This is a genomic window from Bacillus sp. MT94 (genome assembly GCF_058792475.1).
Genome location: NZ_JBXAEZ010000004.1, coordinates 1 through 23,148 on the forward strand (window position 1 = coordinate 1; position 23,148 = coordinate 23,148).

The window sequence follows — 23,148 nt, forward strand, 5'->3', positions numbered from 1 at the left end:
TAGTTTGTCTAGCATCTAAAAATAAAAATTGACGTTTCACGTTGTTTGTTTCGTTCAGTTTTCAAAGAACTACTTGGTCGCTCATTTGCGACTTCCTTATGTTAACATCTTCGTTTTTCGATGTCAACTAAGTTTTTCAATTTCTTTTTTTGTCGTTTTCTGCGTTTCCGCATCAGCGACGGTTATTAATATATCATGGTGAAAAATGAAATGCAACACCTTTTATAAACTTTTTTAAAAACTGCCCACATTTCTTTTTTAATATCATATACTTAAACGAAATATCTCTTTCATGTATGAGTAATTCCTACATATATTTTATATAAAGTTACTCTATCAAAAAACGTTTCTTTCTATACTAAGCGTTTTATTCATATACCATATCATACAAGGAGGAATATATATGGACTATACCGATTTATTAATCAAACTAGGTCTCTCGGCTATTTTAGGGTTTGCCATTGGTTTAGAACGCGAATTAAAACGGAAACCACTTGGTTTAAAAACGTGTTTAGTTATTTCTATTATTAGTTGCCTCCTAACGATTGTTTCTATTAAAGCAGCTTATAACTTACCACATACCGATCATATGAATATGGATCCACTTCGACTTGCCGCTCAAATTGTATCAGGAATTGGTTTTTTAGGTGCTGGCGTAATTTTAAGAAGAGGCAACGATAGCATTGCAGGGCTCACGACTGCCGCTATGATCTGGGGTGCTTCTGGTATTGGTATTGCCGTTGGAGCTGGTTTCTATATCGAGGCGATTTTCGGAATGTGCTTCCTTATGATTAGTGTCGAACTTATACCACTCGCGATGAAATATGTAGGCCCTAGATCATTTCGTCAACGTGATATCGCTGTGAAACTTGTTGTACGAAATATGGACAATATCCCAATCGTAATTGAAGAAATAAAGGAAATGGATATAAAAGTTAAGAATATGAAGCTTAAAACATTAGAAAACGGTTCTCACTATTTACATCTTAAACTGTCCATTGATCAAAAAAGACCTACTGCTGATGTTTACTATGCTCTTCAACATCTTGAAAGTGTCCAACAAACTGAAGTGGAAAGTATGTAGCATAAAACAAACTCTCTTTAATTAGAGAGTTTTTCTTTTTTCTATAATGGTAACAATGAATGTAGTCCTGCAAAACAAGGAGGAATTTACTATTGAAATCCCGTCCGAATTTAGTAGATACATTTCGTGATTCCATTATTTTTCGTTTAATTTGTTTTATTATTGTATTCACTGCTTTTTCTGGTTTTCTTATACATAGATTAGAACCCTCTCATTTCACTACATGGTTTGACGGAATTTGGTGGTCAATCGTTACCATTTTTACAGTTGGATATGGCGACTTTGCTCCCCATACAACGATAGGAAAACTAATAGGTATAAGTATTATTTTATTAGGAACTGGCTTTTGTTCTTATTATATGGTTCTATTCGCTACTGAGATGATTAGTAAACAATATATGAAAATTAAAGGTGAAGAAGCCGCTACCTCTAACGGTCATATGATTATCGTTGGCTGGAATGAGCGTGCAAAACATGTTGTAAAGCAAATGCATGTATTACAACCAAACCTTGATATCGTTTTAATTGATGAAACACTTTCTTTACTCCCAAAACCATTTCATCATTTAGAATTTATAAAAGGTTGTCCGCATCACGATCAAACTTTATTAAAGGCTAATATTAAAACGGCACACACCATATTAATAACAGCCGATAAAGAAAAGAACGAAAGCTTAGCAGATACACAATCCATTTTAAATATTTTAACTGCAAAAGGACTCAATCCAAACATTCACTGCATCGCCGAACTACTTACTACTGAACAAATTCAAAATGCAACGAGAGCTGGCGCGTCAGAAATTATAGAAGGAAATAAATTAACGAGTTATGTATTTACCGCTTCTCTTTTATTCCCTTCTATTTCAGGTGTACTATTCTCACTTTACGATGAAATCTCTGATAACAAATTACAACTGATGGAGCTCTCTCCGTCCTGCACCGGACAAACCTTTGCGAATTGTAGCTATACCCTTTTAAAACAAAACATTCTCTTACTAGGTATAAAGCGTGACGATCAATATATGATTAACCCAGTCCATACCTTCATTCTTATCGAAAGCGACATACTAATTGTTATTCACCATTAAGAAAATGTTTTTCTAGTTCCCGCATGAGCACTTTTCCAATATTGATATATTTTTTTTTCACATCTGCATCTGGATCTTTCGGTTCAGCAAATTGATCCATCCCACTCGTTCCCGCGGTTAAAGTATTCACATTATCATCTAGTTCGTCTTGATATACATGCGAAAGAATATACGGCGTTTCAAGACGGACTACTACACCAGGTACATCTAGTTCACCATCTACTGCTGTAAATGGCACTCGTAAAAATTGATACCCATCTTCTTCATCGATTTTGTAATCGAAGCATCCTTTATCATAATCCCAATTACCACCAATACTATATCCAAGTGGTTTCATAACCTCTTCTAATTTATATAACGAATATGTACGTCCTTCTAAATTTGATTGAATCGGAATCAAGCCCATCCCTCCAAGACTTTTCCTTTAGCATACCCACTCTAGTTTGAATATACTGATGGACTTTTCGATAAAATAATAAAAAGCGACCGGAATCCGGTCGCTTTTTATTATTTTAAACGCTCTTCTAATTCTGCTTTTAATTCTTCAAATCCTGGTTTACCAAGTAAAGCAAACATGTTTTTCTTGTATGCTTCTACGCCAGGTTGGTCAAATGGATTTACGCCTAATAAGTAGCCGCTCATCGCACATGCTTTTTCGAAGAAGTATACAAGGTAACCGAATGTGTACTCATTTAATTCAGGAATATTTACGATTAAATTTGGTACTCCCCCGTCGCTATGTGCAAGTAATGTACCTTCGTATGCTTTTGTGTTTACGAAGTCTACAGTTTCACCAGCAAGGTAGTTTAATCCGTCTAAATCGTTGTCTTCTAATTCGATTGTTAGTTCATGTGTAGATTTACCTACTTTAAGAACTGTTTCAAATAAGTCACGACGACCTTCTTGAACGTATTGACCTAATGAGTGTAAGTCAGTTGAGAAGTTTGCTGAAGATGGGAAAATACCTTTTTGATCTTTTCCTTCACTTTCACCAAATAACTGTTTCCACCACTCAGCGAAGTATTGAAGTGCTGGCTCATAGTTAACAAGCATTTCAATTGTTTTTCCTTTATTGTATAAAGCGTTACGAACTACTGCGTATTGGTAAGCTGGGTTTTCTTCTAGTTCTGATGTTCCGAAGTCATCATGACCAGCAGCTGCACCTTTCATCATCTCTTCAATATTTAAGCCACTTACTGCGATTGGTAATAAACCAACTGGCGTTAATACAGAGAAACGTCCTCCAACATCATCTGGAATAACGAATGTTTCGTAACCTTCGTTATCAGCTAATGTTTTTAATGCACCACGTGCTTTATCTGTAGTTGCATAAATACGTTTGCGAGCTTCTTCTTTTCCATACTTCTCTTCTAATAACTTACGGAAAATACGGAATGCTAGTGCTGGCTCTGTTGTTGTACCTGATTTGGAAATAACGTTAATAGAGAAGTCTTTACCTTCTAATACGTCCATTAAATCTTTCATGTAAGTGGAGCTAATGTTTTGTCCAACAAATAGCACTTGTGGAGTTTTACGTTGTTCTTTAGATAGCGTGTTGTAGAAAGAATGGCTTAACATTTCGATTGCTGCGCGTGCTCCTAGGTAAGAACCACCAATACCTACAACAAGTAAAATGTCAGAGTCGTTTTTAATTTTTTCTGCGCATTTTTGAATGCGAGCGAATTCTTCTTTGTCATATTGAAGCGGAAGGTCTACCCACCCAAGGAAATCGTTCCCAGCTCCAGTTTTTTCGTGGATTGCGTGATGTGTTACTTTCACTGCATCACGTAAATAAGTGATTTCATGTTCACCGATGAAGGATAACGCTTTAGAATAGTCGAACGTTACATGTGTACTCATCTTTTTCCCTCCAATTATGGATATGTATTTCTGTATTCACTTTAGCGAAACTGAAGTTGTAAATCAAGCGATTCAACCATTGTAAACGTAACCAATATATATTTTTTAGAAAAAGTTCATTTTTTGCATAAAAATTCGCATTTTTCGGTATAGATGTATATACATCCTCTTTCGAACATTTTTTATGTATAAAAACAACATAACTACCCCATTCTATAAAAGAGTTAATTAACTCATCGCTTGCTCATGCTTCACAATTAAGGGGGGCTTTTTCATGAGTACTTTGCAACGTATCGCATTAGTCTTTACTGTAATTGGCGCTGTGAACTGGGGACTAATCGGATTTTTCCAGTTTGACTTAGTAGCAGCCATTTTCGGCGGACAAAATTCAGCTCTTGCACGTATTATTTACGGCATCGTTGGTATATCTGGGCTTATCAACCTTGGTTTACTGTTTAAACCATCTGAAAATCTTGGTACGCACCCAGAAACAAACGAAATTCGATAATCAGTATGTCCTTTCACCTCCGACATACGAATATGATTGCATGCAATCATATTTGCAAATATATATCATAAGATAAAGTAAAAGAGGAACGCTCATATGCGTTCCTCTTTTACTTTGTTAACTCGGACTCTTCAATCCATTCTGCCAACTTTTCTCGCAGCGTATTAAATCCGTTTTCAGATGGGTTCGGTATAAGAATCCTTCCTTGTTTTCTTTTCGCCGCTTTTAACGATAAACTCATTTTTCTGTGCTCTTCATCAATTGAAAGTACCTTTACTTCTACTGTATCGCCGACTTTTAAAAAGTCATGAATATCCTTTACATATCCATTTGTAATTTCAGATATATGCACAAGTCCTTGTGTTTCTGCATCTAACGCTACAAATGCACCGTAATCTTGAATTCCAGTCACTTTCCCTGTTACAACCACTCCTGTTGTATATTGTTCTGACATATGAAACACTCCCATACGTTTACCATTCTCTCTACAATTATAGAGAGCAAAGCAGATATATTTATTTTAAATATCCGATTGGTTAGTACGCATTCTAGATAATGATATCTAGAATGCGTATACCTTATATTAGTAAATTATACCACTATGACAGAACTCATTCAAAATTCATGAAAAATTTCCCTTAAAGAAGTATAATTCTCCAATATTGGGATAGACTACTAACACATGGCTTTCTAGTATTCCCCCCCTTTTATGGACAAAACGTATTACGTTTTGTCCTTTTTTTATTTTCTACAAATCGTTCCATTCTCTTCATTGCTTCCATAAGTTGTTCAAGCGACGTCGCATATGAACAACGAATAAATCCTTCACCACTTTCGCCAAATACGCTACCAGGGACAACGGCCACTTTTTCTTCCAGCAATAACTGTTCTGCAAATTCCGCTGAAGATAATCCAGTTGAAGATATAGAAGGAAAAACATAAAATGCTCCGCCCGGCACATGACACGTTAAGCCCATTTCATTGAAAGATGTCGTCATGAAGTTACGACGCTTCTTATAGCTATCTCTCATTCGAATTACTTCATCGTTCCCTGTGCGTAACGCCTCAAGTGCTGCAAACTGAGACATAGTCGGTGCACACATCATTGAATACTGATGGATTTTGAGCATTAATTCTGAAAATTGAACAGGAGCTGCAATCATACCGAGACGCCATCCTGTCATCGCAAATCCTTTTGAAAATCCTGAAATTAAAATCGTATGCTCACGCATATTTTTAATACTTGCGAAACTTGTATATACTTCGTCGTATACAAGCTCTGCATAAATTTCATCAGATAATACGATTAAATTGTACTTCTCAACAATCACTGCTATTTCTTCAAGCTCGGATTTATTTAGCATTGCACCTGTCGGGTTATTTGGTGAACAAAGCAAAATTGCCTTTGTTTTCGCTGTAATAGCTGCTTCAATTTGTTCTGGTTGTACTTTAAACTCGTTTTCTAACGTAGTCGCCACAGGAACCGGAACTCCTCCAGCTAACGTCACAAGTGGTGCATAAGAAACGAAGCTCGGTTCAATAATGAGCACTTCATCATCAGGATTTATAATGGCGCGCATCGCTACATCTAACGCCTGGCTCGCTCCAACTGTAACAATGATTTCATCACTTGGATCATAAGATACTGCAAATTGTTTTTTTAGATACTTTGCTATTTCTTGACGGAGCTCCAATAATCCTGCATTTGCTGTATATGACGTATACCCTTGTTCCAAAGAACGAATACATGCTTGCCTTACATTCCAAGGTGTAACAAAATCCGGCTCTCCTACCCCGAGGGAAATAACACCTTTCATATTTGCTGCTAAATCAAAAAATTTTCGAATACCAGATGGTTTTAAAGATTCTGCTGATCTAGATAGTTCAAATTGCTTCATGGTGTCACCACAATTCGCTTATCATCATCGTCTTTTTCATAAATAACGCCCTCATGTTTATACTTCTTCAAAATGAAATGAGTAGTTGTAGAAACAACAGATTCAATTGTTGCTAATTTCTCAGAAACAAACATCGCTACTTCTCCCATCGTTTTCCCTTCTAATGTAATAGAAAGATCATATGTCCCTGACATTAAATAAACGGATTTCACTTCTGAATAACGATAAATTTGTTCAGCAACCGCATCAAACCCAACGCCATGCTTTGGCGTAACTTTCACATCGATCATTGCCGTTAAACCTGTATGTTCTTTCACCTTCGTCCAATCAATATGTGTTACATAATCCACAATAATCTTTTCATTTTCTAACCTCGCAACCATCTTCTTTACTTCTTCTACCTCTATATTTAACAGCTTCGCTAATGTATCTACAGATAATCGACTACTCTTTTCAAGACAAGCTAATAATTCTAATTCTTTTTCTGTCACCATATAAATCATCCTTCCTTTTCGTTTGTGTTTAAATTATACAAATACCCTTTCCAGTTTGAAAAGAAGATTTTTCTATTGAATTATGTCAAAATAAAGTGAAACTTTAATCAGCGAAATGCTTCACCCCGCTGATTATTAGCCCACACCAATCGGGCTTTTACGGACAGTTGCTCTCCCACCTAACCTCTTTGCTTGAGCTGCTTTTTGAGGTGGGAGACTTACTGTCCGTTAATGCGGGGTAAAGTGAAACTTTAATCAGCGGAAAAATGCGTGATAAAGCGAAAGGGGATGGAACCGTGAAACCAAAAGTTTATATTGCTGAACCAGTTCCAACATTTGTAGAAAACTATTTATCAGAACACTGTGATTATGAAAAATGGGAGCAAAATGAGAAAGTACCTCGTGATGTTCTATTAGAGAAAATACAAGATAAAGATGGGTTATTAAATTTCGGATCTGCTATTAATGAAGAATTATTGACAGTGGCTCCTAACTTAAAAGTAGTGAGCAACATTTCTGTCGGTTACGATAATTTTGATTTACAAGCGATGAAAAACCGAAATGTTATCGGAACAAATACACCATACGTATTAGATGATACAGTAGCTGATCTCGTTTTCGCCCTTATGTTATCTGCTGGGCGCCGTGTTTGCGAACTCGATTCTTACGTGAAAAATGGTGAATGGAACGCTGAAATCGGAAAAGAACACTTCGGACTCGATGTACACCATAGCACAATTGGTATTATCGGTATGGGCCGAATTGGAGAAGCCGTTGCAAAACGAGCAAAATTCGGATTTGATATGAATGTTCTTTACTATAACCGCCGTCGTAAAGAAGAAGCTGAGCAAAAATTCGATGCTACATATTGTGATTTACAGACGCTACTGAAGCAGTCTGACTTTATTGTTCTTCTTACTCCATTAACAGATGAAACATATCACCTTATCGGAGAAAAGGAATTTTCATTAATGAAAGAAACAGCAATCTTCATTAATGCTTCTCGCGGGAAAACAGTAGATGAAGAAGCGTTAATCCATGCTTTAACAGAAAAGAAAATCTTTGCAGCAGGTATTGATACATTTACACAAGAGCCGATTCAAAAAGATAATTCACTCTTATCATTACAAAATGTTGTGACTTTACCACACATCGGATCTGCAACATTAAAAACTAGGCAGCAAATGGCTATGACCGCCGCTGAAAATTTAGTTGCAGGATTACAAGGAAAAACACCGCCTAATATTGTTCGCGGGTAATACTGAATAAACGAAAGGCAAGATGACATCGTCATCTTGCCTTTTTTTGTTAACATATTTTCTCCTTCCTTGGAGATGATATGAACAAAAATCAATGGAGTGACAAAAAATGAATCACGAATATACTTGTCCTTATTTCACTTTTTCCACTCGCGGCACTACTATTCATTACGAATTGTATGAACACGATAACAAAACAGAACGTCCTACTTTCGTACTCGTTCACGGCTTTTTATCTTCCTCATTCAGTTACCGTCGTCTCATTCCCTTACTATCGAAAGCAGGAACAGTGATTGCTCTTGATTTACCACCGTTCGGAAAAAGTGATAAGTCTCATCTGTTTAAGTATTCTTATCACAATTTAGCAACGATTATTATTGATTTAATTGAACATTTATCTCTCTCAAACATTGTATTAGTTGGGCACTCTATGGGTGGGCAAATTTCTCTCTATGTAAACCGTATACGTCCTGAACTCATTTCAAAAACGATTTTACTATGCAGCTCTAGCTATTTAGCACGCGCAACCTTACCTTTACTATACTCTTCTTATTTACCGTTCTTTCATTTATACGTAAAGAACTGGATTATTAGACGCGGTATTGTTCATAACTTAATGAATGTCGTTCATGATCACTCATTAATTGACGATGAAATGAAAAAAGGTTACTCCGCTCCTTTTTATGACGACCGTATATTTCCTGCTTTAACTCGCATGATACGAGACCGTGAAGGTGACTTATCTTCAACTGAATTACAAAAAATCGAAACACCTACACTACTCATTTGGGGTGAAAAAGACCGCGTCGTCCCTGTACATGTAGGTCATCGTCTACACAAAGATTTACCGAATTCAAAATTTATTTCTTACGAAAATACAGGACATTTACTACCTGAAGAAAAGCCTGAACATGTTTATGAAGAAATTATCGCTTTTTCTGCGCAATAAAGTGAAACTTTAATTAGCCCCCACCTAACTTCTTTGCTTCTGCTGAATTTTGAGGTGGGGGTCTTACTGCCCGGCAAATAGCGGGATAATATCAAAAAGGCCGTCGGAAATTCCGACAGCCTATAATGAACAGCTTCCGCCTTCTTTTATTACAAGTAATTCCACAGCTAATTTCTCACATTTTTCAAGCGCAGGTACTTCCTCAAAAGACATAAAGTATATATGTTGAATCTTCTTTGCGATGTATTTTGGATCATCAAACACACTTATGACGTTCACAACATCGCTCGCTTCTGTTTCATAAAACTCCGGTCCCATTTGAAACGGATCCCAATTCTTCACAACCTCTATCATCTTTTCATATGTACCCATTCGCTTCCCGCCTTTTCACTTTTTAATACTTTTCTTTATCCTATCACATCAGCTATTCTATAAGAAGAGAGAGAACTTTCATAACTTATTGGTTTTACAGAAGAAGGGGGCAAACGTATGCAACTATTTCATAAAGCAATCAATCGACGTGGAACGCATAGTATAAAATGGGATACATATAAAAACGAAGAACTTATCCATGCTTGGATTGCTGATATGGATTTTGAAGTACCAACACAAATTCAAACTGCTTTAAAGAAACGTATTGAGCATCCTATTTTCGGCTATACACTTCCTCCCGAAAATATTGGAGATATTATTTGTAACTGGACAAAAAAACAATATAACTGGGACATTCAAAAAGAATGGATTGTTTTTAGCGCGGGGATCGTTCCAGCTCTTAGTACGAGCATACAGGCTTTCACAAAAGAAAACGAATCCGTTCTCGTACAACCACCTATTTATCCTCCATTTTTCGAAATGGTCACAACAAACAACAGGCAGTTATGCGTGAGTCCATTACAGAAACAAAATGATACATATGTGATAGACTTCGAGCATTTAGAAAAGCAGTTTCAGCAAGGTGTCAAACTCATGCTTCTTTGTAGCCCTCATAACCCAATCGGACGCGTTTGGACGAAAGAGGAACTTGTGCAGCTCGGATCGTTATGTACTAAATATGACGTTATCGTTGTCGCGGATGAAATTCATTCCGATATCATTTATGCAGACCATACACATACGCCGTTCGCTTCCTTATCTGAAGAATTAGCAGAGCGCACTATCACTTGTATGGCTCCAAGTAAAACATTTAATATCGCTGGATTACAAGCTTCGATTATTATCATTCCAAACGAAAAACTCCGTCACGCCTTTACAGCTATCCAATATAGACAAGGCTTCCACGGGTTAAATATCTTTGCCTACACAGCGATGCAAAGTGCCTATACAGAATGTAATGATTGGTTAAACGAAATTCGATTATATATAGAAGATAATGCTCAATTTGCTTGTGAATATATTAAAACTCACATACCTGCTCTTTCCGTAACGAAGCCAGAAGGTAGCTTTTTATTATGGATTGATTGTTCTCGTCTAAAGCTTTCTCAAAACGAGCGTACTGCATTACTTGAGGAAAAAGGAAAAATCATCGTTGAACCTGGTGAGAAATATGGGTTAGGTGGCGAAGAACATATTCGAATTAACATCGGCTGTCCACGATCTGTTTTAGAAGAAATTTTGAACAGACTGCGTCATACGTTTTCATAATAATAGAGGAGTCTGTCCCCTAATCATTCTTGGACAGACTCCTTTGTCCTATTTTATCGGTAAGTCGATATATTTCAAGTTACGGTCGATATATTCCAATAATCGCCGATATAATTTGAGTTACAGTCGATATATTCCAATAATCGCTAATATATTTTCAATTACATTTCACAAAGAAAGCTACCAGCACGGTAGCTTTTACTTTTTCTTCATATCTGCTGCTTTTTTTACAATTACACCACAAGCAATTCGATCGCCTGATTTACCTGTCGGTTGTGTCATACCATCATCAGGGTTTTCTGTAATAATAATAGACGCTCCATCTTTTCTATGAATCGTCGTTTTTCCTTCTTCAAGTGTGATGTGAGGTGCATCGATTTCCGCTTTAATCTTCCCAGAACCATCTGCAACTACGTTCGGTAAATCACCGTTTTCTGCACCCTTCGGATTAAGAAGACCATGTTTTTTATCATCAGGATTAAAATGATTCCCAGATGATTCAAAACGAGGTGCCTTACACTCTCCGATTTCATGTACATGTAGTCCGTGTGGTCCTGGCGTGAAACCTTCTCCTTTAATCGTAATTTTCACGCCACTTGTTTGCTGCACTACTTTCGCAGTCCCTACTTCATCTCCTGAAGCATTATGTAATTTCACTTCAATTTCTTTCGGCTTTCCTTGGTCACAACCTGCCATCAGAAATAATAAACAACAACTGAAAAAAAGCCGTTTCTTCATTCCATTCCCTCCAAAATATATTCTGCCCTTAGATTGTCCGAGCATAGAGGGAAACATACAAAAATGCGTTACTGTTTCTTTTCAGCTAATAGTTTTTCTTCAACTTTCTGTAATCGCTCCGCTTCGCGTTTTGATACACGAATGAACATACGCCACGTAGCAACGGCACCAATTATAAATAGCACGCAAACAATCCCTGGAATAATATATTCTGTTTTATCTTCCGGAAAATATAAAGGCATCATATAGAACACTCCTTATTATAGGATTTGTAAAACATCAGAATTTTCTGTTATATAACTTTAAATTATAGTGGAACCTATCCATATTCTCAAGGGGGCGTTCCGAAAGTGAATGATTTCTTTGACTCCTTCTCCTACTTTCCTTACTATAAACTTGAGGTGAAAAATATGAGAGAAACATTTGAAATTGGTGAAATCGTTACTGGTATTTATAAAACTGGCAAATACATCGGCGAAGTTACAAATAGCCGCCCTGGCAGTTACGTCGTAAAAGTATTAGCTGTTTTAAAACATCCGGTGCAAGGTGACTTACATAACGTAAAACAAGCTGACGTACCATTTTTCCATGAAAGACGCGCTTTAGCTTTCCGTGAACAGACGAACATTCCAGAGCAAATGGTGAAAAAATATGAAGGAGAAATTCCGGATTATACCGAGTCACTAAAATTAGCATTAGAAACCCAAATGAATTCATTTTCTGAAGATGATTCACCTTTTGCAGAGCGTAGTCTAGAAACATTAGAACAGTTAAAGAAAGACTACAAACTTTAAAAAACAAAACGACCAAATTACATAATGTGCAATTTGGTCGTTACTGTGTGCTCACTTTCTTTAACACTTTTGAAAAATCAACGAGTTCTCCTAATGTTGGAGGTGCTGGTTTTACTAAATACTCTTTATCTTTTTCTACTAGTTTAAAAATATTGTACGTCGTCATCGCATCATCAAGCGCACAATGATGCTTCCCTGTCCCTACTTTTCCGTACGCCTCAATTGCTTTCCATAATCCTGTTTGATTTCTTTCTCCAAAAAACTTCTTATACTCAAGCGATAAATCACGACACTGTCCGAAGAATGGAAAAGCTATCCCTGCCATTTCACAATTATGCTTCAGCACTTTCATATCCATATTTCCCCACGTTACAATTGTCGGTTTACATTTCGTTTCGTATTCCGCAAGCTTCTTAACGAGTTCAGGAAATGAAATCCCTTTATCCACGACTTCTTGTTTTATTCCTAAAAACTTCTTACATCGATCCGTTAAAGAGGGAAATGTTTTCGGCCTGACATGTGATGAATACGTATCTTCCACCTTACAGCCAGCAACTGAAACGAGTCCTACCTCAATAATTTCCGGAAAAAATCCTTTCGGTTTCTTTCTATGCTGGGGCATCGTAAACTCAAAGTCTAAAAATAAAAATCGTTGTTCATCCATACGATCCCTTCCTTATCATTTTTATCATTCCTTTCTATTTGACACTCCTACACGAACAAGCTCGAATGCTAATTCCATTTTAAATATTCAGATTGGATGTATCTTATATATATGTCAAATGCCCACAAATATTTTAAAAAATAAGAAAAAATGACCTATGCAGAAAATATGACAAAATCCCTCCTTGCATTTACATCCGCAGTTTTTCTACTTTATAATGACGTTATGTGTGTTTCATCTAGTTAATATTTGACACACTAAGAAAAATGAATGAAAGGAGATGAGATTTTTGCACGAAACAACGCAAGAACTCGCTAACTGGCAGTATTATTTTGCTATCGCAGTCTTTTTAATTACATATGCCATTATTATTTCTGAAAAAATTAATCGCGCTGTCATCGCACTTCTTGGTGCAGCATTCATGGTAATTGTGGGGGTCGTCGATTTACATAACGCCTTTACGAAACATATTGAATGGGGAACGATTACGCTACTCATCGGTATGATGATTTTGGTGAACATTACGAGTAAATCAGGTGTTTTCCAATACGTTGCCATTAAAGCAGCAAAAGGGGCACAAGGAAATCCAATTAAAATTTTAATTTCCCTTTCCCTACTTACCGCGCTTGGCTCCGCATTTTTAGATAACGTTACAACTGTACTTCTTGTCGTTCCAGTTACTTTATCTATTACGCGCATACTGCAAGTAAATCCTGTTCCATATTTACTTTCTGAAATTATTTTTTCAAACATTGGGGGAACGGCAACATTAATTGGTGATCCACCTAACATTATGATTGGTTCTGCCAATAAGCATTTAGACTTCAATGCTTTCCTATTGAACCTAGCACCAATCGTAATTATTATTATTGGAGTTACAGCAACAATACTTTACTTCATGTACCGTAAACAATTAATTGCCGATCCTGTACAGGTTAAAAAATTAATGAGCTTAGATGAAAAACAATACATTAAAGATCCAGTATTAATGAAAAAATCTTTAACGGTGCTTGGACTTACGATTGTAGGTTTCATGACTCATTCTATTTTCCATATTGATGCGGCTATCATTGCCTTAACTGGTGCTACTGTACTTATGTTAATTGGTGTGAAAGAGCATGAAATTGAAGAAGTATTTGCAAGCGTAGAGTGGGTAACAATCTTCTTCTTCGCAGGGCTATTCGTACTTGTTGGAGGACTTATCGATATCGGTCTTATCAAAATGTTAGCTCAAAAAGTAATTGGTATAACAGGCGGAGATATTTCTTACGCATCCATCCTTATTTTATGGGTATCTGGTATCGCCTCTGCAACAATTGATAACATCCCATTCGTCGCAACAATGATTCCACTTATTAACGATATGGCAGTTGGGCTAGGCTTATCACCATCTGACGCACAAATCGATGTATTATGGTGGGCATTAGCACTAGGTGCTTGTCTCGGTGGAAACGGAACATTAATCGGAGCTTCTGCTAACGTAATCGTTGCAGGTATTGCGAGCCGCGAAGGACATAAATTTAGTTACATGGAATTCCTAAAAGTCGGTTTCCCAATTATGATCGTTTCATTAATCATTTCTCACATTTATATTTATTTACGCTACCTTATGTAGTAAAAAGAGCGCTCTGATAATCAGGGCGCTTTTTTACTTATATCTAAAATATATCGACTTATCAACAAAAACGAAAAATCTACTCTTTATATCTCACCGGTTCATTTCGAATAATAAATAAATGAATCGGTAAGAACACCGAAAATGTGATTACATGAATAATCGTAAATAATATAGAGTTCGTTCCATATCTGTCTAAAATAGCGTAGATAAGATAAATAGACAATACAATCGATACAGCTGTTGCTAGTAAACTTATAATTGGTACGAAATTAAAAATGAAACATGCAACATATATACCGAACACTTTCCACCCTGCTTCTTCTTTCAAAAAATCTGGTAATTTATCTTTCGCTAAGTCACCCCACGTCTTACTATTCAAAAACGGAATAAACGCAAGCACCCCGTCCGTTGCACCATCATTTTTCGCCATCGAATAAAGTGCAAAAGCCGTTAACAAATATGAAATAATTGCCCAAATCAATATAACAAGAATAAACGCAAAACTAAGAGCAAAGAAACCTGCTAGTACGCCTTGATCCTCCATCTTATCCTCTCCTCTCTACTTTCAACATATTTCATTACATTGCAAGTTATGTTTTAAAATTTATCCAAACTCTTTGTATAATAAGAGAAGATAGAGAATAAGAGAGGAGAAACACTTATGCATCCATTTGTAAAAGCATTACAAGAGCATTTCACAGCTCATAAAAATCCTGAAAAAGCAGAACCTATGGCTCGTTATATGAAAAATCACTTCCCATTTCTAGGTATTCAAACACCGGAAAGACGCCAATTATTAAAAGACATCATTCAAATACATACTCTCCCAGATAAAAAAGACTTCCAAATTATCGTACGTGAGCTTTGGGACTTACCAGAACGTGAATTCCAAGCGGCCGCACTTGATATTATGCAAAAATATAAAAAACATATAAACGAAACTCATATCCCCTTCTTAGAAGAACTTATTGTCACAAAATCTTGGTGGGACTCTGTCGATAGCATCGTCCCTACATTCTTAGGTACTATCTTTTTAAAACACCCAGAATTGATTTCTGCTTATATTCCAAAATGGATTGCATCAGATAACATATGGTTACAACGCGCCGCTATTTTATTCCAACTGAAATATAAACAAAAGATGGATGAAGAACTTCTTTTCTGGATTATTGGACAACTACATTCTTCAAAAGAATTTTTCATTCAAAAAGCGATTGGCTGGGTCCTTCGTGAATATGCAAAAACAAATCCGGATGTAGTTTGGGAATACGTGCAAAACAACGAGCTCGCTCCATTAAGTAAGCGTGAAGCAATTAAGCATATTAAAGAAAATTACGGAATAAATAATGAAAAAATAGGCGAGACTCTATCATAGATAGACGCGTTCCTCTATTGAGATTTAAAAAAGAACGTGTTAGAATATGTTCATTATTACTAATATAAGTAGCGATGACGGACTTATAAGTACTTGCATAAAAAGCGATTCAGGGATAGTGAAAGCCTGAAGCCGCAAGGAAACGGCAGTCCCGAGCAATACATGATAAAGTGGATGCACCTTTTGTGTATCAACTAGGGTGGAACCGCGGGCAAACGCTCGTCCCTAGGCAAATAAGCCTTGGGATGAGCGTTTTTTTATGTTCTTTTTAGCTATACTGCTCGTTTCCAAAGTATCAGAGTATGTCATCGCCAATACGTTAACTTTCAAAAGGAGGATTTTCTTATGTATTCAATGGAACAAGTTGTAAACTTAGCGAAACATCGCGGTTTTGTTTTCCCTGGTTCTGAAATTTACGGTGGTCTTGCAAACACTTGGGATTACGGTCCACTTGGAATCGAATTAAAAAATAATGTTAAAAAAGCTTGGTGGAAAAAATTCATTCAAGAATCTCCATACAACGTTGGTTTAGACGCAGCTATTTTAATGAACCCTAAAACTTGGATCGCTTCTGGTCACGTTGGTAACTTCAACGATCCAATGATCGACTGTAAAAAATGTAAAGCTCGTCACCGTGCTGACAAATTAATTGAGGATGCTTTAGATGCAAAAGGCATCGAAATGGTTGTTGATGGTCTTACTTTCGACCAAATGGCTGACTTAATGAAAGAACATGAAGTAAAATGTCCTGATTGCGGTAGTGAAGAATTCACTGAAATCCGTCAGTTCAACTTAATGTTCAAAACATTCCAAGGTGTTACAGAGTCTAGCACAAACGAAATCTTCCTTCGTCCTGAAACAGCACAAGGTATTTTCGTAAACTTCAAAAACGTTCAACGCTCTATGCGTAAAAAGCTTCCATTTGGTATTGGCCAAATCGGTAAGAGTTTCCGTAACGAAATCACGCCTGGTAACTTCACATTCCGTACACGTGAATTCGAACAAATGGAACTTGAATTCTTCTGTAAGCCTGGTGAAGATTTAGAGTGGTTCGCATTCTGGCGTGAAACTTGTAAAAACTGGTTACTTTCACTTGGTATGACTGAAGAGAGCATGCGTCTTCGTGACCACGGTGAAGAAGAGTTATCTCACTATAGTAATGCAACAACTGACATTGAATTCAAATTCCCATTCGGTTGGGGCGAACTTTGGGGCGTTGCATCCCGTACAGACTTCGACTTAAAACGTCACATGGAACACTCAAACGAAGACTTTAACTATATCGATCCACAAACGAATGAGCGTTACGTACCATACTGCATCGAGCCATCTTTAGGCGCAGACCGTGTAACATTAGCATTCTTATGTGATGCATATGAAGAAGAGCAATTAGAAAACGATTCTCGTACAGTTCTTCGTTTCCACCCTGCTTTAGCACCATACAAAGCAGCTATCTTACCATTATCTAAAAAGCTATCTGAAGGTGCTACTGAAGTATTCGCAGAATTAGCTAAAGACTTCATGGTAGACTTTGATGAAACTGGTTCTATCGGTAAACGTTACCGTCGTCAAGACGAAATCGGTACACCATTCTGTATCACATACGACTTCGACTCAGTTGAAGACAAAGCTGTTACAGTACGTGACCGTGATACAATGGAACAAGTTCGTATGCCAATTAGCGAACTAAAAGGTTTCTTAGAGAAGAAAATCCAGTTCTAATTATAAGAAAAAGAGGCTGCTCATAAGAGCGCCTCTTTTTTACTTTTCACGTTTTTCTTTAATTGCTACTGTACATCTTGATATACATAGTAAATCATCATTTTCATCAATAATACGAACATCCCAAACCATTGTCGATTGTCCTCTATGTATCGGTGTTCCGATCGCTGTTACAATTCCATCTTTCTTTGAGCGAATGTGGTTTGCATTAATTTCTAATCCGAAACAAATACATTTTTCTTGATCAATTAAATTGTATGAACCAACACTTGCCACTGTTTCTGCTAATGCAACCGATGCACCGCCATGTAAAAATCCAAATGGCTGATGCGTACGCTCATCAACAGGCATCGTAGCAACCACCTTATCTTCTGTCATCTCTAACAACTCAATTCCAAGTGAATCCATTAAAGTTTTTGCCATATAGCTTCCTCCTTCTCTTGCTTTAATTAAATGTATAATTTTACCTATTTATTTTCAAACTACTTATAACACTTATATAAGGAGGCTTCACCTAAATGAAACAGAAATTTTGTATATTACTGCTTATGTTCTCCTTGCTGACTATTGTACCAAATTGTGCAATAACAGCCAAAGCATCTAACCTGACAATCGATGTTAAGACTGTAACGCAAAAAGGTAAGAAACCTTATATAGAATATCAAATAAATAGGCCTTCTTTTCACAACTTTTCTGACTCTACATTTCAAAATAAGCTCAATTTATACTACAAAAAATCCACTGACAAATTTAAAAACAAATTAGAAAAAGAAGCAAAAAAATACTATAAAGAGACAGAAGGATCTAGTACACCATTTCATCCGTACGTAGCAAATGTTGATTATAAAGTCTCTTTAAACAAACCACCTTTTCTTAGCCTATATGTGAATTACTATCAATATACTGGCGGAGCACACGGTCTTTATACGTGGAAGGCAAATACATTTGATTTAAAAGAAAAAAAGCTACTGCACTTAGACGATTTATTTCAACAAAAAGATAAATATAAAGATGTAATCCGTGCAGAGATTGTAAGACAAATTAAACAAAATGAAAGTATTTATTTTCCTGATGCAACTGAAAAGGTAATGAGTATGAAAAAGTTTCACTTCTTTTTAGAGCCAGACAATCTCGTCATTTATTTCCCTTTATATGAGATTGCTCCGTATTCAAGTGGAATTCCGCAATTTCGTATTCCATATACGTTGTTAAGAGACTATTTAAAGCCTTCTTATCAAAATATTTTGATTGACAACAAGTAAATATTTTAGCTACGATAATGTTAACCTAAAAACAACAGGAGGTTAACATTATGAGAAGATTACATGTTTTAGATTTAGCATTAGCTGCCATGTTCGTTGCTCTTATGGCCATCGGTGCAAATATTGTATCTTGGGCACCATTCCTTCAAGTAGCAGGTATCCCATTATCTATGCAACCATTTTTCGCAATTTTAGCAGGTCTTCTTCTTGGAAGTAGACTTGGTGCTTTATCCATGACTGTTTATATGCTCGTTGGCGTAGCCGGCGCACCAATTTTCGCTAACTTCAAGGCTGGATTTGGAGCACTTTTAGATCCTACTGGTGGTTTTATTATCGCATTTATTATCGTTGCTTACGTATCGGGGAAACTAGTAGAACAAAAAGAAAGACCAACATTCATTACATTTGCGATTGCCTCTTTCACAGGAATTATTTTAACTTATATAATCGGTACTACTTACATGTACGGGGCAGTCAATCTCTTTATGGGCGGTAATATGAGCTATAAAGCTGCTTGGATGATTATGATGTGGTTTGCAGTAAAAGATATTGTATTTACAATTATCGGTGCTATTATCGCCCCTCGCATATACTATGCTGTGCGTCGTTCTGCTTATCAGCATTTTCATTCGACGATTTCATAATAAAAAAGAGTTATTGCAGCTTGCTGTAATAACTCTTTTTTTATATTAAGACTCTTGATTCACTTGTTCTTCTAAAATTTTCTTCATCATTACAACCATGTCATCACGTAATTCTGGGTGTTGCAGGGCCATTTCAATTGTCGTTTGAACGAATCCTAGCTTTTCACCTACGTCGTAGCGCTTTCCTTCGAAATCGTAAGCAAATACACGTTGGATTTCATTTAAGCTTTGGATTGCATCTGTTAACTGAATTTCACCACCAGCACCGACATGTTGCTGCTCTAAGAACATAAAGATTTCAGGCGTTAAAATGTAACGGCCCATAATCGCTAAGTTTGAAGGTGCTGTACCTTGTGCTGGTTTCTCAACGAAATTGCGAACTTGGTAACGACGACCTTCTTGTTCTAATGGATCAATAATTCCGTAGCGGTGTGTTTCATTTTCTGGAACCGTTTGTACACCAATAACAGAAGAAAGCGTTTTATCATATTCTTCGATTAATTGACGTAAGCATGGTTTTTCAGCTTGAACGATATCATCGCCTAATAAAACAGCAAATGGCTCATCACCGATGAATTTACGTGCACACCAAACAGCGTGTCCTAATCCTCTTGGTTCTTTTTGACGAATATAATGAATATCTACCATTTTTGAAGAAGCCTGTACTTTTTCAAGTAACTCATACTTTTTCTTTTCTAATAAGTTTTGCTCTAACTCAAATGCATTATCAAAATGATCTTCAATAGAGCGCTTTGTTTTACCAGTAACGATAATAATATCTTCGATTCCTGATTGTATTGCTTCTTCTACGATGTATTGGATAGTTGGTTTATCTACTATCGGCAACATTTCTTTCGGCATTGCTTTTGTTGCTGGTAAAAAACGTGTTCCCAATCCAGCTGCTGGGATTATGGCTTTTCTTACTTTTTTCATCACAAAATACCCTCTCTTCTGTCAGAATCAATAACGATCATTTCCTTACATAAAACAAAAGGGAGATTTCGCTCCCTTTTGTTCCCTACTACTTAAAATTACTTTATATTATAAACGATTCATAATATCTTCTTTAATAGTAAGTAACTTTTGTTCACTATTTTGTAAAGAACTATCTTTTACACCAAAGTAGAACTTAATCTTCGGTTCAGTTCCAGATGGACGTAGGCAGAACCATGAACCATCCTCTAATTGATATTTTAACACATTTGATTTCGGTAAGTGAATCTCTTCTTTATGTCCATCTTGTAAAGATGTAACAATGCTTGCTTTATAGTCTTCAACTGCTACGACTGTTAAGCCCGCTACTTCTTTCGGAGGATTCTCACGGAACGTCGCCATCATCTCTTGGATTTGTTCCGCTCCATCTTTTCCTTTTAACGTTAACGATACAAGGTCTTCACGGAAGAATCCGTATTTCTCAAATACTTCTAATAGACCATCATATAACGTTTTCCCTTGTGATTTGTAGTATGCAGCTACTTCACATGCAAATAGGACAGATTGTACTGCATCTTTATCACGGCAGAATGGACGGATTAAATAACCATAGCTTTCCTCATAACCGAATTGGAATTCGTATTGTCCGCTTTCTTCATACTGTCTAATTTTCTCACCGATAAATTTAAATCCAGTTAACGTATCAATTGTATCTAAACCGTATGCTTTTGCAATTGTACGACCAATTTCAGACGTTACAATTGTTTTTAATACGACACCGTTCTCTGGAAGCGTTCCGTTTTCTTTCTTTTGAGATAGTAAGTAATCAAGCATTAATGCACCTGTTTGGTTACCTGTTAATACTTGGAACTCACCATTATGATTACGAACTGCTACACCAAGGCGATCTGCGTCAGGATCAGTTGCGATTAATACATCTGCGCCTACCTTTTCACCGTCACGAATTGCATACTCAAACGCTGCATGCTCTTCTGGGTTCGGTGATTTTACTGTAGAGAAGTTTGGATCTGGTAACTCTTGCTCTTTTACAACTGTTACATCTGTAAATCCAACTTCTTTTAAACCACGGCGTACAGAAATATTTGATGTTCCGTGTAATGGTGTAAAGACGATTTTTAAGTCTTTACCAACCTTTTGTACCATTTCTTTATTAATGATAACATTATTCAATTCTGCAGCATATGCATCATCTACTTCTTGTCCAATAATATGTAATAAACCGTCAGCTTTTAATTGCTCTACATCAGCGACTTCAACTGTTAATTCATCTTCTACTGCGTTTACGTAGCTAATTAACTCATCTGCCTCTTTTGGAGGCAACTGTCCACCATCTTCACCGTATACTTTATATCCGTTATATTCAGGCGGATTATGGCTTGCCGTAAGAACGATTCCACTTACTGTATGTAAATGACGAACTGCGAAAGAAAGCACTGGCGTTGGACGTAAGCTTTCAAACACATATGTTGTGATACCGCGTGCGCCAAGTGTTGCAGCGACCTCCATTGCGAATTCAGGCGATTTATGTCGAGAATCATAGGCTACAACAACACCTCGTTTTTTCGCTTCCTCACCTAACTTTTCAATAAAGCTTGCTAATCCTTTTGTTGCTTTACGAACTGTATATACGTTTAAACGGTTCGTACCAGCACCAAGTTCACCACGCATACCACCTGTGCCAAACTCTAGATTTTTATAAAAACTATCCTCGATTTTCTTCTCATCTTGCTTCATATTTTCTAGCTGTTCTTTTAATTCTGCATCTAATTGTGCGTAAGAAAGCCAGCGACTAAATTCTTGTTTCCAATTCATTCTTCTCTCTCCTCCCGCTTGTCATATCTTTATTATATGAAAAAAATATGCTGTATCTCAATATTTTATAAAATCTAGCAGGATTTTACTAGGAATATTTGTATACACTATTGTTAAATACTCCACTAAAGGGAATGAGGATTATGCAAGAATGGGGCTTGTCAGAAGAGCTCAAAATACAAACAAAGCAAATGATTGAAATTGCTGAAAGAGAACTATCGATTATGAGAAACGCAATCGATAAAGAAGATGAATGTATTTTATGCAAAATGGAAGATATTCATCATATGTTGGCAAATGTACAAACATTGGCAGCTACATACTATATTCAGGCATATTTATCACCTTATACGGAAAGTTCATCTTTTATTACGACAGCTATCCAACATTTAAGCGCTAGAAAACATGGTGCTCTTATCGTTGTGGAACGAAATGAAACGCTTGAAGCTTTCATTCAAACTGGAACGACATTAAACGCTCATTTAACTGCGCCATTACTCGAATCAATATTTTACCCAGGTAACCCTCTTCATGACGGTGCCGTTCTCGTAAAAAATAATCATATAGTCTCAGCTGCTAATATTCTTCCTTTAACGAAAAGTACAGAAGTTGATTCTGAGCTAGGAACGCGTCACAGAGCTGCAATAGGCTTATCAGAAAAGAGTGATGCACTTATATTAGTTGTCTCTGAAGAAACGGGCCGTACTTCTTTTGCTTTAAATGGGATTTTGTATACAATTTCTTTATAAAGTGAAACTTTAATCAGCCCTCACCAATTGAGCGT

Annotated in this window: 26 protein-coding genes; 13 read left to right on the top strand and 13 right to left on the bottom strand. The window is 36.6% G+C overall.

The window, feature by feature from the left end:
- Window positions 1-403: 403 nt before the first annotated feature.
- Both AC1Q51_RS15205 and AC1Q51_RS15210 read left to right on the top strand, forming a co-directional pair.
- Complete coding sequence (locus tag AC1Q51_RS15205) at window positions 404-1,084, top strand: MgtC/SapB family protein (RefSeq protein ID WP_000386677.1); 681 nt, start codon at window positions 404-406, stop codon at window positions 1,082-1,084.
- Window positions 1,085-1,176: 92 nt separating this feature from the next.
- Window positions 1,177-2,172, top strand: a complete 996-nt coding sequence (locus AC1Q51_RS15210; protein ID WP_075720406.1) for a potassium channel family protein — start codon at window positions 1,177-1,179, stop codon at window positions 2,170-2,172.
- On the opposite strand, the gene AC1Q51_RS15215 is transcribed toward AC1Q51_RS15210, so the two are convergent.
- Window positions 2,159-2,572: a YugN-like family protein gene (locus AC1Q51_RS15215; RefSeq protein WP_492331586.1), complete on the bottom strand. Its 414-nt coding sequence runs from the start codon at window positions 2,570-2,572 to the stop codon at window positions 2,159-2,161. The genes AC1Q51_RS15210 and AC1Q51_RS15215 overlap by 14 nt on opposite strands.
- 107 nt (window positions 2,573-2,679) lie before the next feature.
- Complete coding sequence (locus AC1Q51_RS15220; protein ID WP_000103664.1) at window positions 2,680-4,032, bottom strand: glucose-6-phosphate isomerase; 1,353 nt, start codon at window positions 4,030-4,032, stop codon at window positions 2,680-2,682.
- Between the two features lie 274 nt (window positions 4,033-4,306).
- On the opposite strand from AC1Q51_RS15220, the gene AC1Q51_RS15225 reads away from it, so the two are divergent.
- On the top strand, window positions 4,307-4,540 hold the full coding sequence (locus tag AC1Q51_RS15225; RefSeq protein ID WP_000105788.1) for a DUF378 domain-containing protein: 234 nt from the start codon (window positions 4,307-4,309) through the stop codon (window positions 4,538-4,540).
- Window positions 4,541-4,649: 109 nt separating this feature from the next.
- On the opposite strand, the gene yugI is transcribed toward AC1Q51_RS15225, so the two are convergent.
- The 3 genes from yugI to AC1Q51_RS15240 form a co-directional block, all read right to left on the bottom strand.
- Entirely contained in the window at window positions 4,650-4,994 is a 345-nt protein-coding gene (gene yugI / locus AC1Q51_RS15230; protein WP_000003764.1) for a S1 domain-containing post-transcriptional regulator GSP13, read from the bottom strand.
- A gap of 253 nt (window positions 4,995-5,247) precedes the next feature.
- The gene (locus AC1Q51_RS15235) at window positions 5,248-6,438 is read right to left on the bottom strand and encodes an aminotransferase (protein WP_097925195.1); all 1,191 of its coding nucleotides are present in this window, start codon (window positions 6,436-6,438) and stop codon (window positions 5,248-5,250) included.
- Window positions 6,435-6,932, bottom strand: coding sequence for an Lrp/AsnC family transcriptional regulator (locus tag AC1Q51_RS15240; protein ID WP_000255696.1), 498 nt, complete (start codon window positions 6,930-6,932; stop codon window positions 6,435-6,437). Before AC1Q51_RS15240 ends, AC1Q51_RS15235 begins: the two co-directional genes overlap by 4 nt.
- Window positions 6,933-7,198: 266 nt before the next feature.
- On the opposite strand from AC1Q51_RS15240, the gene AC1Q51_RS15245 reads away from it, so the two are divergent.
- Both AC1Q51_RS15245 and AC1Q51_RS15250 read left to right on the top strand, forming a co-directional pair.
- Window positions 7,199-8,191, top strand: coding sequence for a 2-hydroxyacid dehydrogenase (locus AC1Q51_RS15245; RefSeq protein ID WP_492331587.1), 993 nt, complete (start codon window positions 7,199-7,201; stop codon window positions 8,189-8,191).
- Window positions 8,192-8,300: 109 nt separating this feature from the next.
- Window positions 8,301-9,140: an alpha/beta fold hydrolase gene (locus tag AC1Q51_RS15250; RefSeq protein WP_001015204.1), complete on the top strand. Its 840-nt coding sequence runs from the start codon at window positions 8,301-8,303 to the stop codon at window positions 9,138-9,140.
- 120 nt (window positions 9,141-9,260) lie between these two features.
- On the opposite strand, the gene AC1Q51_RS15255 is transcribed toward AC1Q51_RS15250, so the two are convergent.
- Window positions 9,261-9,512: a YugE family protein gene (locus AC1Q51_RS15255; RefSeq protein WP_000537641.1), complete on the bottom strand. Its 252-nt coding sequence runs from the start codon at window positions 9,510-9,512 to the stop codon at window positions 9,261-9,263.
- A 117-nt stretch (window positions 9,513-9,629) separates the two neighbouring features.
- On the opposite strand from AC1Q51_RS15255, the gene AC1Q51_RS15260 reads away from it, so the two are divergent.
- Window positions 9,630-10,781: a MalY/PatB family protein gene (locus tag AC1Q51_RS15260; RefSeq protein WP_098250796.1), complete on the top strand. Its 1,152-nt coding sequence runs from the start codon at window positions 9,630-9,632 to the stop codon at window positions 10,779-10,781.
- A 198-nt stretch (window positions 10,782-10,979) separates the two neighbouring features.
- Here AC1Q51_RS15260 and sodC read toward each other — a convergent pair whose 3' ends face one another.
- Both sodC and AC1Q51_RS15270 read right to left on the bottom strand, forming a co-directional pair.
- Window positions 10,980-11,519 carry a superoxide dismutase [Cu-Zn] gene (gene sodC, locus AC1Q51_RS15265; RefSeq protein WP_023523265.1) on the bottom strand — a complete coding sequence of 180 codons (540 nt, stop codon included), beginning with the start codon at window positions 11,517-11,519 and terminating at the stop codon, window positions 10,980-10,982.
- 68 nt (window positions 11,520-11,587) lie between these two features.
- Window positions 11,588-11,764, bottom strand: a complete 177-nt coding sequence (locus AC1Q51_RS15270; protein WP_000982763.1) for a hypothetical protein — start codon at window positions 11,762-11,764, stop codon at window positions 11,588-11,590.
- Window positions 11,765-11,929: 165 nt separating this feature from the next.
- Between AC1Q51_RS15270 and kapB the strand changes: the two genes are divergently transcribed.
- Window positions 11,930-12,313, top strand: a complete 384-nt coding sequence (kapB, locus tag AC1Q51_RS15275; RefSeq protein ID WP_001209343.1) for a kinase-associated lipoprotein KapB — start codon at window positions 11,930-11,932, stop codon at window positions 12,311-12,313.
- A gap of 40 nt (window positions 12,314-12,353) precedes the next feature.
- Here kapB and kapD read toward each other — a convergent pair whose 3' ends face one another.
- Entirely contained in the window at window positions 12,354-12,977 is a 624-nt protein-coding gene (gene kapD / locus AC1Q51_RS15280) for a 3'-5' exonuclease KapD (RefSeq protein WP_000344356.1), read from the bottom strand.
- A gap of 289 nt (window positions 12,978-13,266) precedes the next feature.
- On the opposite strand from kapD, the gene AC1Q51_RS15285 reads away from it, so the two are divergent.
- Complete coding sequence (locus AC1Q51_RS15285) at window positions 13,267-14,592, top strand: ArsB/NhaD family transporter (RefSeq protein WP_000545210.1); 1,326 nt, start codon at window positions 13,267-13,269, stop codon at window positions 14,590-14,592.
- 79 nt (window positions 14,593-14,671) lie between these two features.
- On the opposite strand, the gene AC1Q51_RS15290 is transcribed toward AC1Q51_RS15285, so the two are convergent.
- Complete coding sequence (locus AC1Q51_RS15290; protein ID WP_000390061.1) at window positions 14,672-15,139, bottom strand: hypothetical protein; 468 nt, start codon at window positions 15,137-15,139, stop codon at window positions 14,672-14,674.
- Window positions 15,140-15,256: 117 nt separating this feature from the next.
- Between AC1Q51_RS15290 and AC1Q51_RS15295 the strand changes: the two genes are divergently transcribed.
- Both AC1Q51_RS15295 and AC1Q51_RS15300 read left to right on the top strand, forming a co-directional pair.
- Window positions 15,257-15,970 (top strand): DNA alkylation repair protein, encoded by a 714-nt coding sequence (locus AC1Q51_RS15295; RefSeq protein WP_000553298.1) that lies wholly within the window; start codon window positions 15,257-15,259, stop codon window positions 15,968-15,970.
- A 345-nt stretch (window positions 15,971-16,315) separates the two neighbouring features.
- Window positions 16,316-17,692, top strand: coding sequence for a glycine--tRNA ligase (locus AC1Q51_RS15300; RefSeq protein ID WP_000287154.1), 1,377 nt, complete (start codon window positions 16,316-16,318; stop codon window positions 17,690-17,692).
- A 39-nt stretch (window positions 17,693-17,731) separates the two neighbouring features.
- On the opposite strand, the gene AC1Q51_RS15305 is transcribed toward AC1Q51_RS15300, so the two are convergent.
- Window positions 17,732-18,115, bottom strand: coding sequence for a hotdog fold thioesterase (locus tag AC1Q51_RS15305; protein WP_001140612.1), 384 nt, complete (start codon window positions 18,113-18,115; stop codon window positions 17,732-17,734).
- A gap of 95 nt (window positions 18,116-18,210) precedes the next feature.
- Between AC1Q51_RS15305 and AC1Q51_RS15310 the strand changes: the two genes are divergently transcribed.
- Both AC1Q51_RS15310 and AC1Q51_RS15315 read left to right on the top strand, forming a co-directional pair.
- The gene (locus tag AC1Q51_RS15310; RefSeq protein ID WP_000810334.1) at window positions 18,211-18,954 is read left to right on the top strand and encodes a DUF3298 and DUF4163 domain-containing protein; all 744 of its coding nucleotides are present in this window, start codon (window positions 18,211-18,213) and stop codon (window positions 18,952-18,954) included.
- A gap of 50 nt (window positions 18,955-19,004) precedes the next feature.
- Window positions 19,005-19,598, top strand: coding sequence for a biotin transporter BioY (locus AC1Q51_RS15315; protein ID WP_098834885.1), 594 nt, complete (start codon window positions 19,005-19,007; stop codon window positions 19,596-19,598).
- Window positions 19,599-19,643: 45 nt separating this feature from the next.
- Here AC1Q51_RS15315 and galU read toward each other — a convergent pair whose 3' ends face one another.
- Both galU and AC1Q51_RS15325 read right to left on the bottom strand, forming a co-directional pair.
- The gene (gene galU, locus AC1Q51_RS15320; protein WP_000757815.1) at window positions 19,644-20,531 is read right to left on the bottom strand and encodes a UTP--glucose-1-phosphate uridylyltransferase GalU; all 888 of its coding nucleotides are present in this window, start codon (window positions 20,529-20,531) and stop codon (window positions 19,644-19,646) included.
- A gap of 108 nt (window positions 20,532-20,639) precedes the next feature.
- Window positions 20,640-22,364, bottom strand: a complete 1,725-nt coding sequence (locus AC1Q51_RS15325) for a phospho-sugar mutase (protein WP_001104220.1) — start codon at window positions 22,362-22,364, stop codon at window positions 20,640-20,642.
- Window positions 22,365-22,507: 143 nt separating this feature from the next.
- Between AC1Q51_RS15325 and cdaS the strand changes: the two genes are divergently transcribed.
- The gene (gene cdaS / locus AC1Q51_RS15330; RefSeq protein ID WP_001158743.1) at window positions 22,508-23,113 is read left to right on the top strand and encodes a sporulation-specific diadenylate cyclase CdaS; all 606 of its coding nucleotides are present in this window, start codon (window positions 22,508-22,510) and stop codon (window positions 23,111-23,113) included.
- Window positions 23,114-23,148 lie beyond the last annotated feature (35 nt).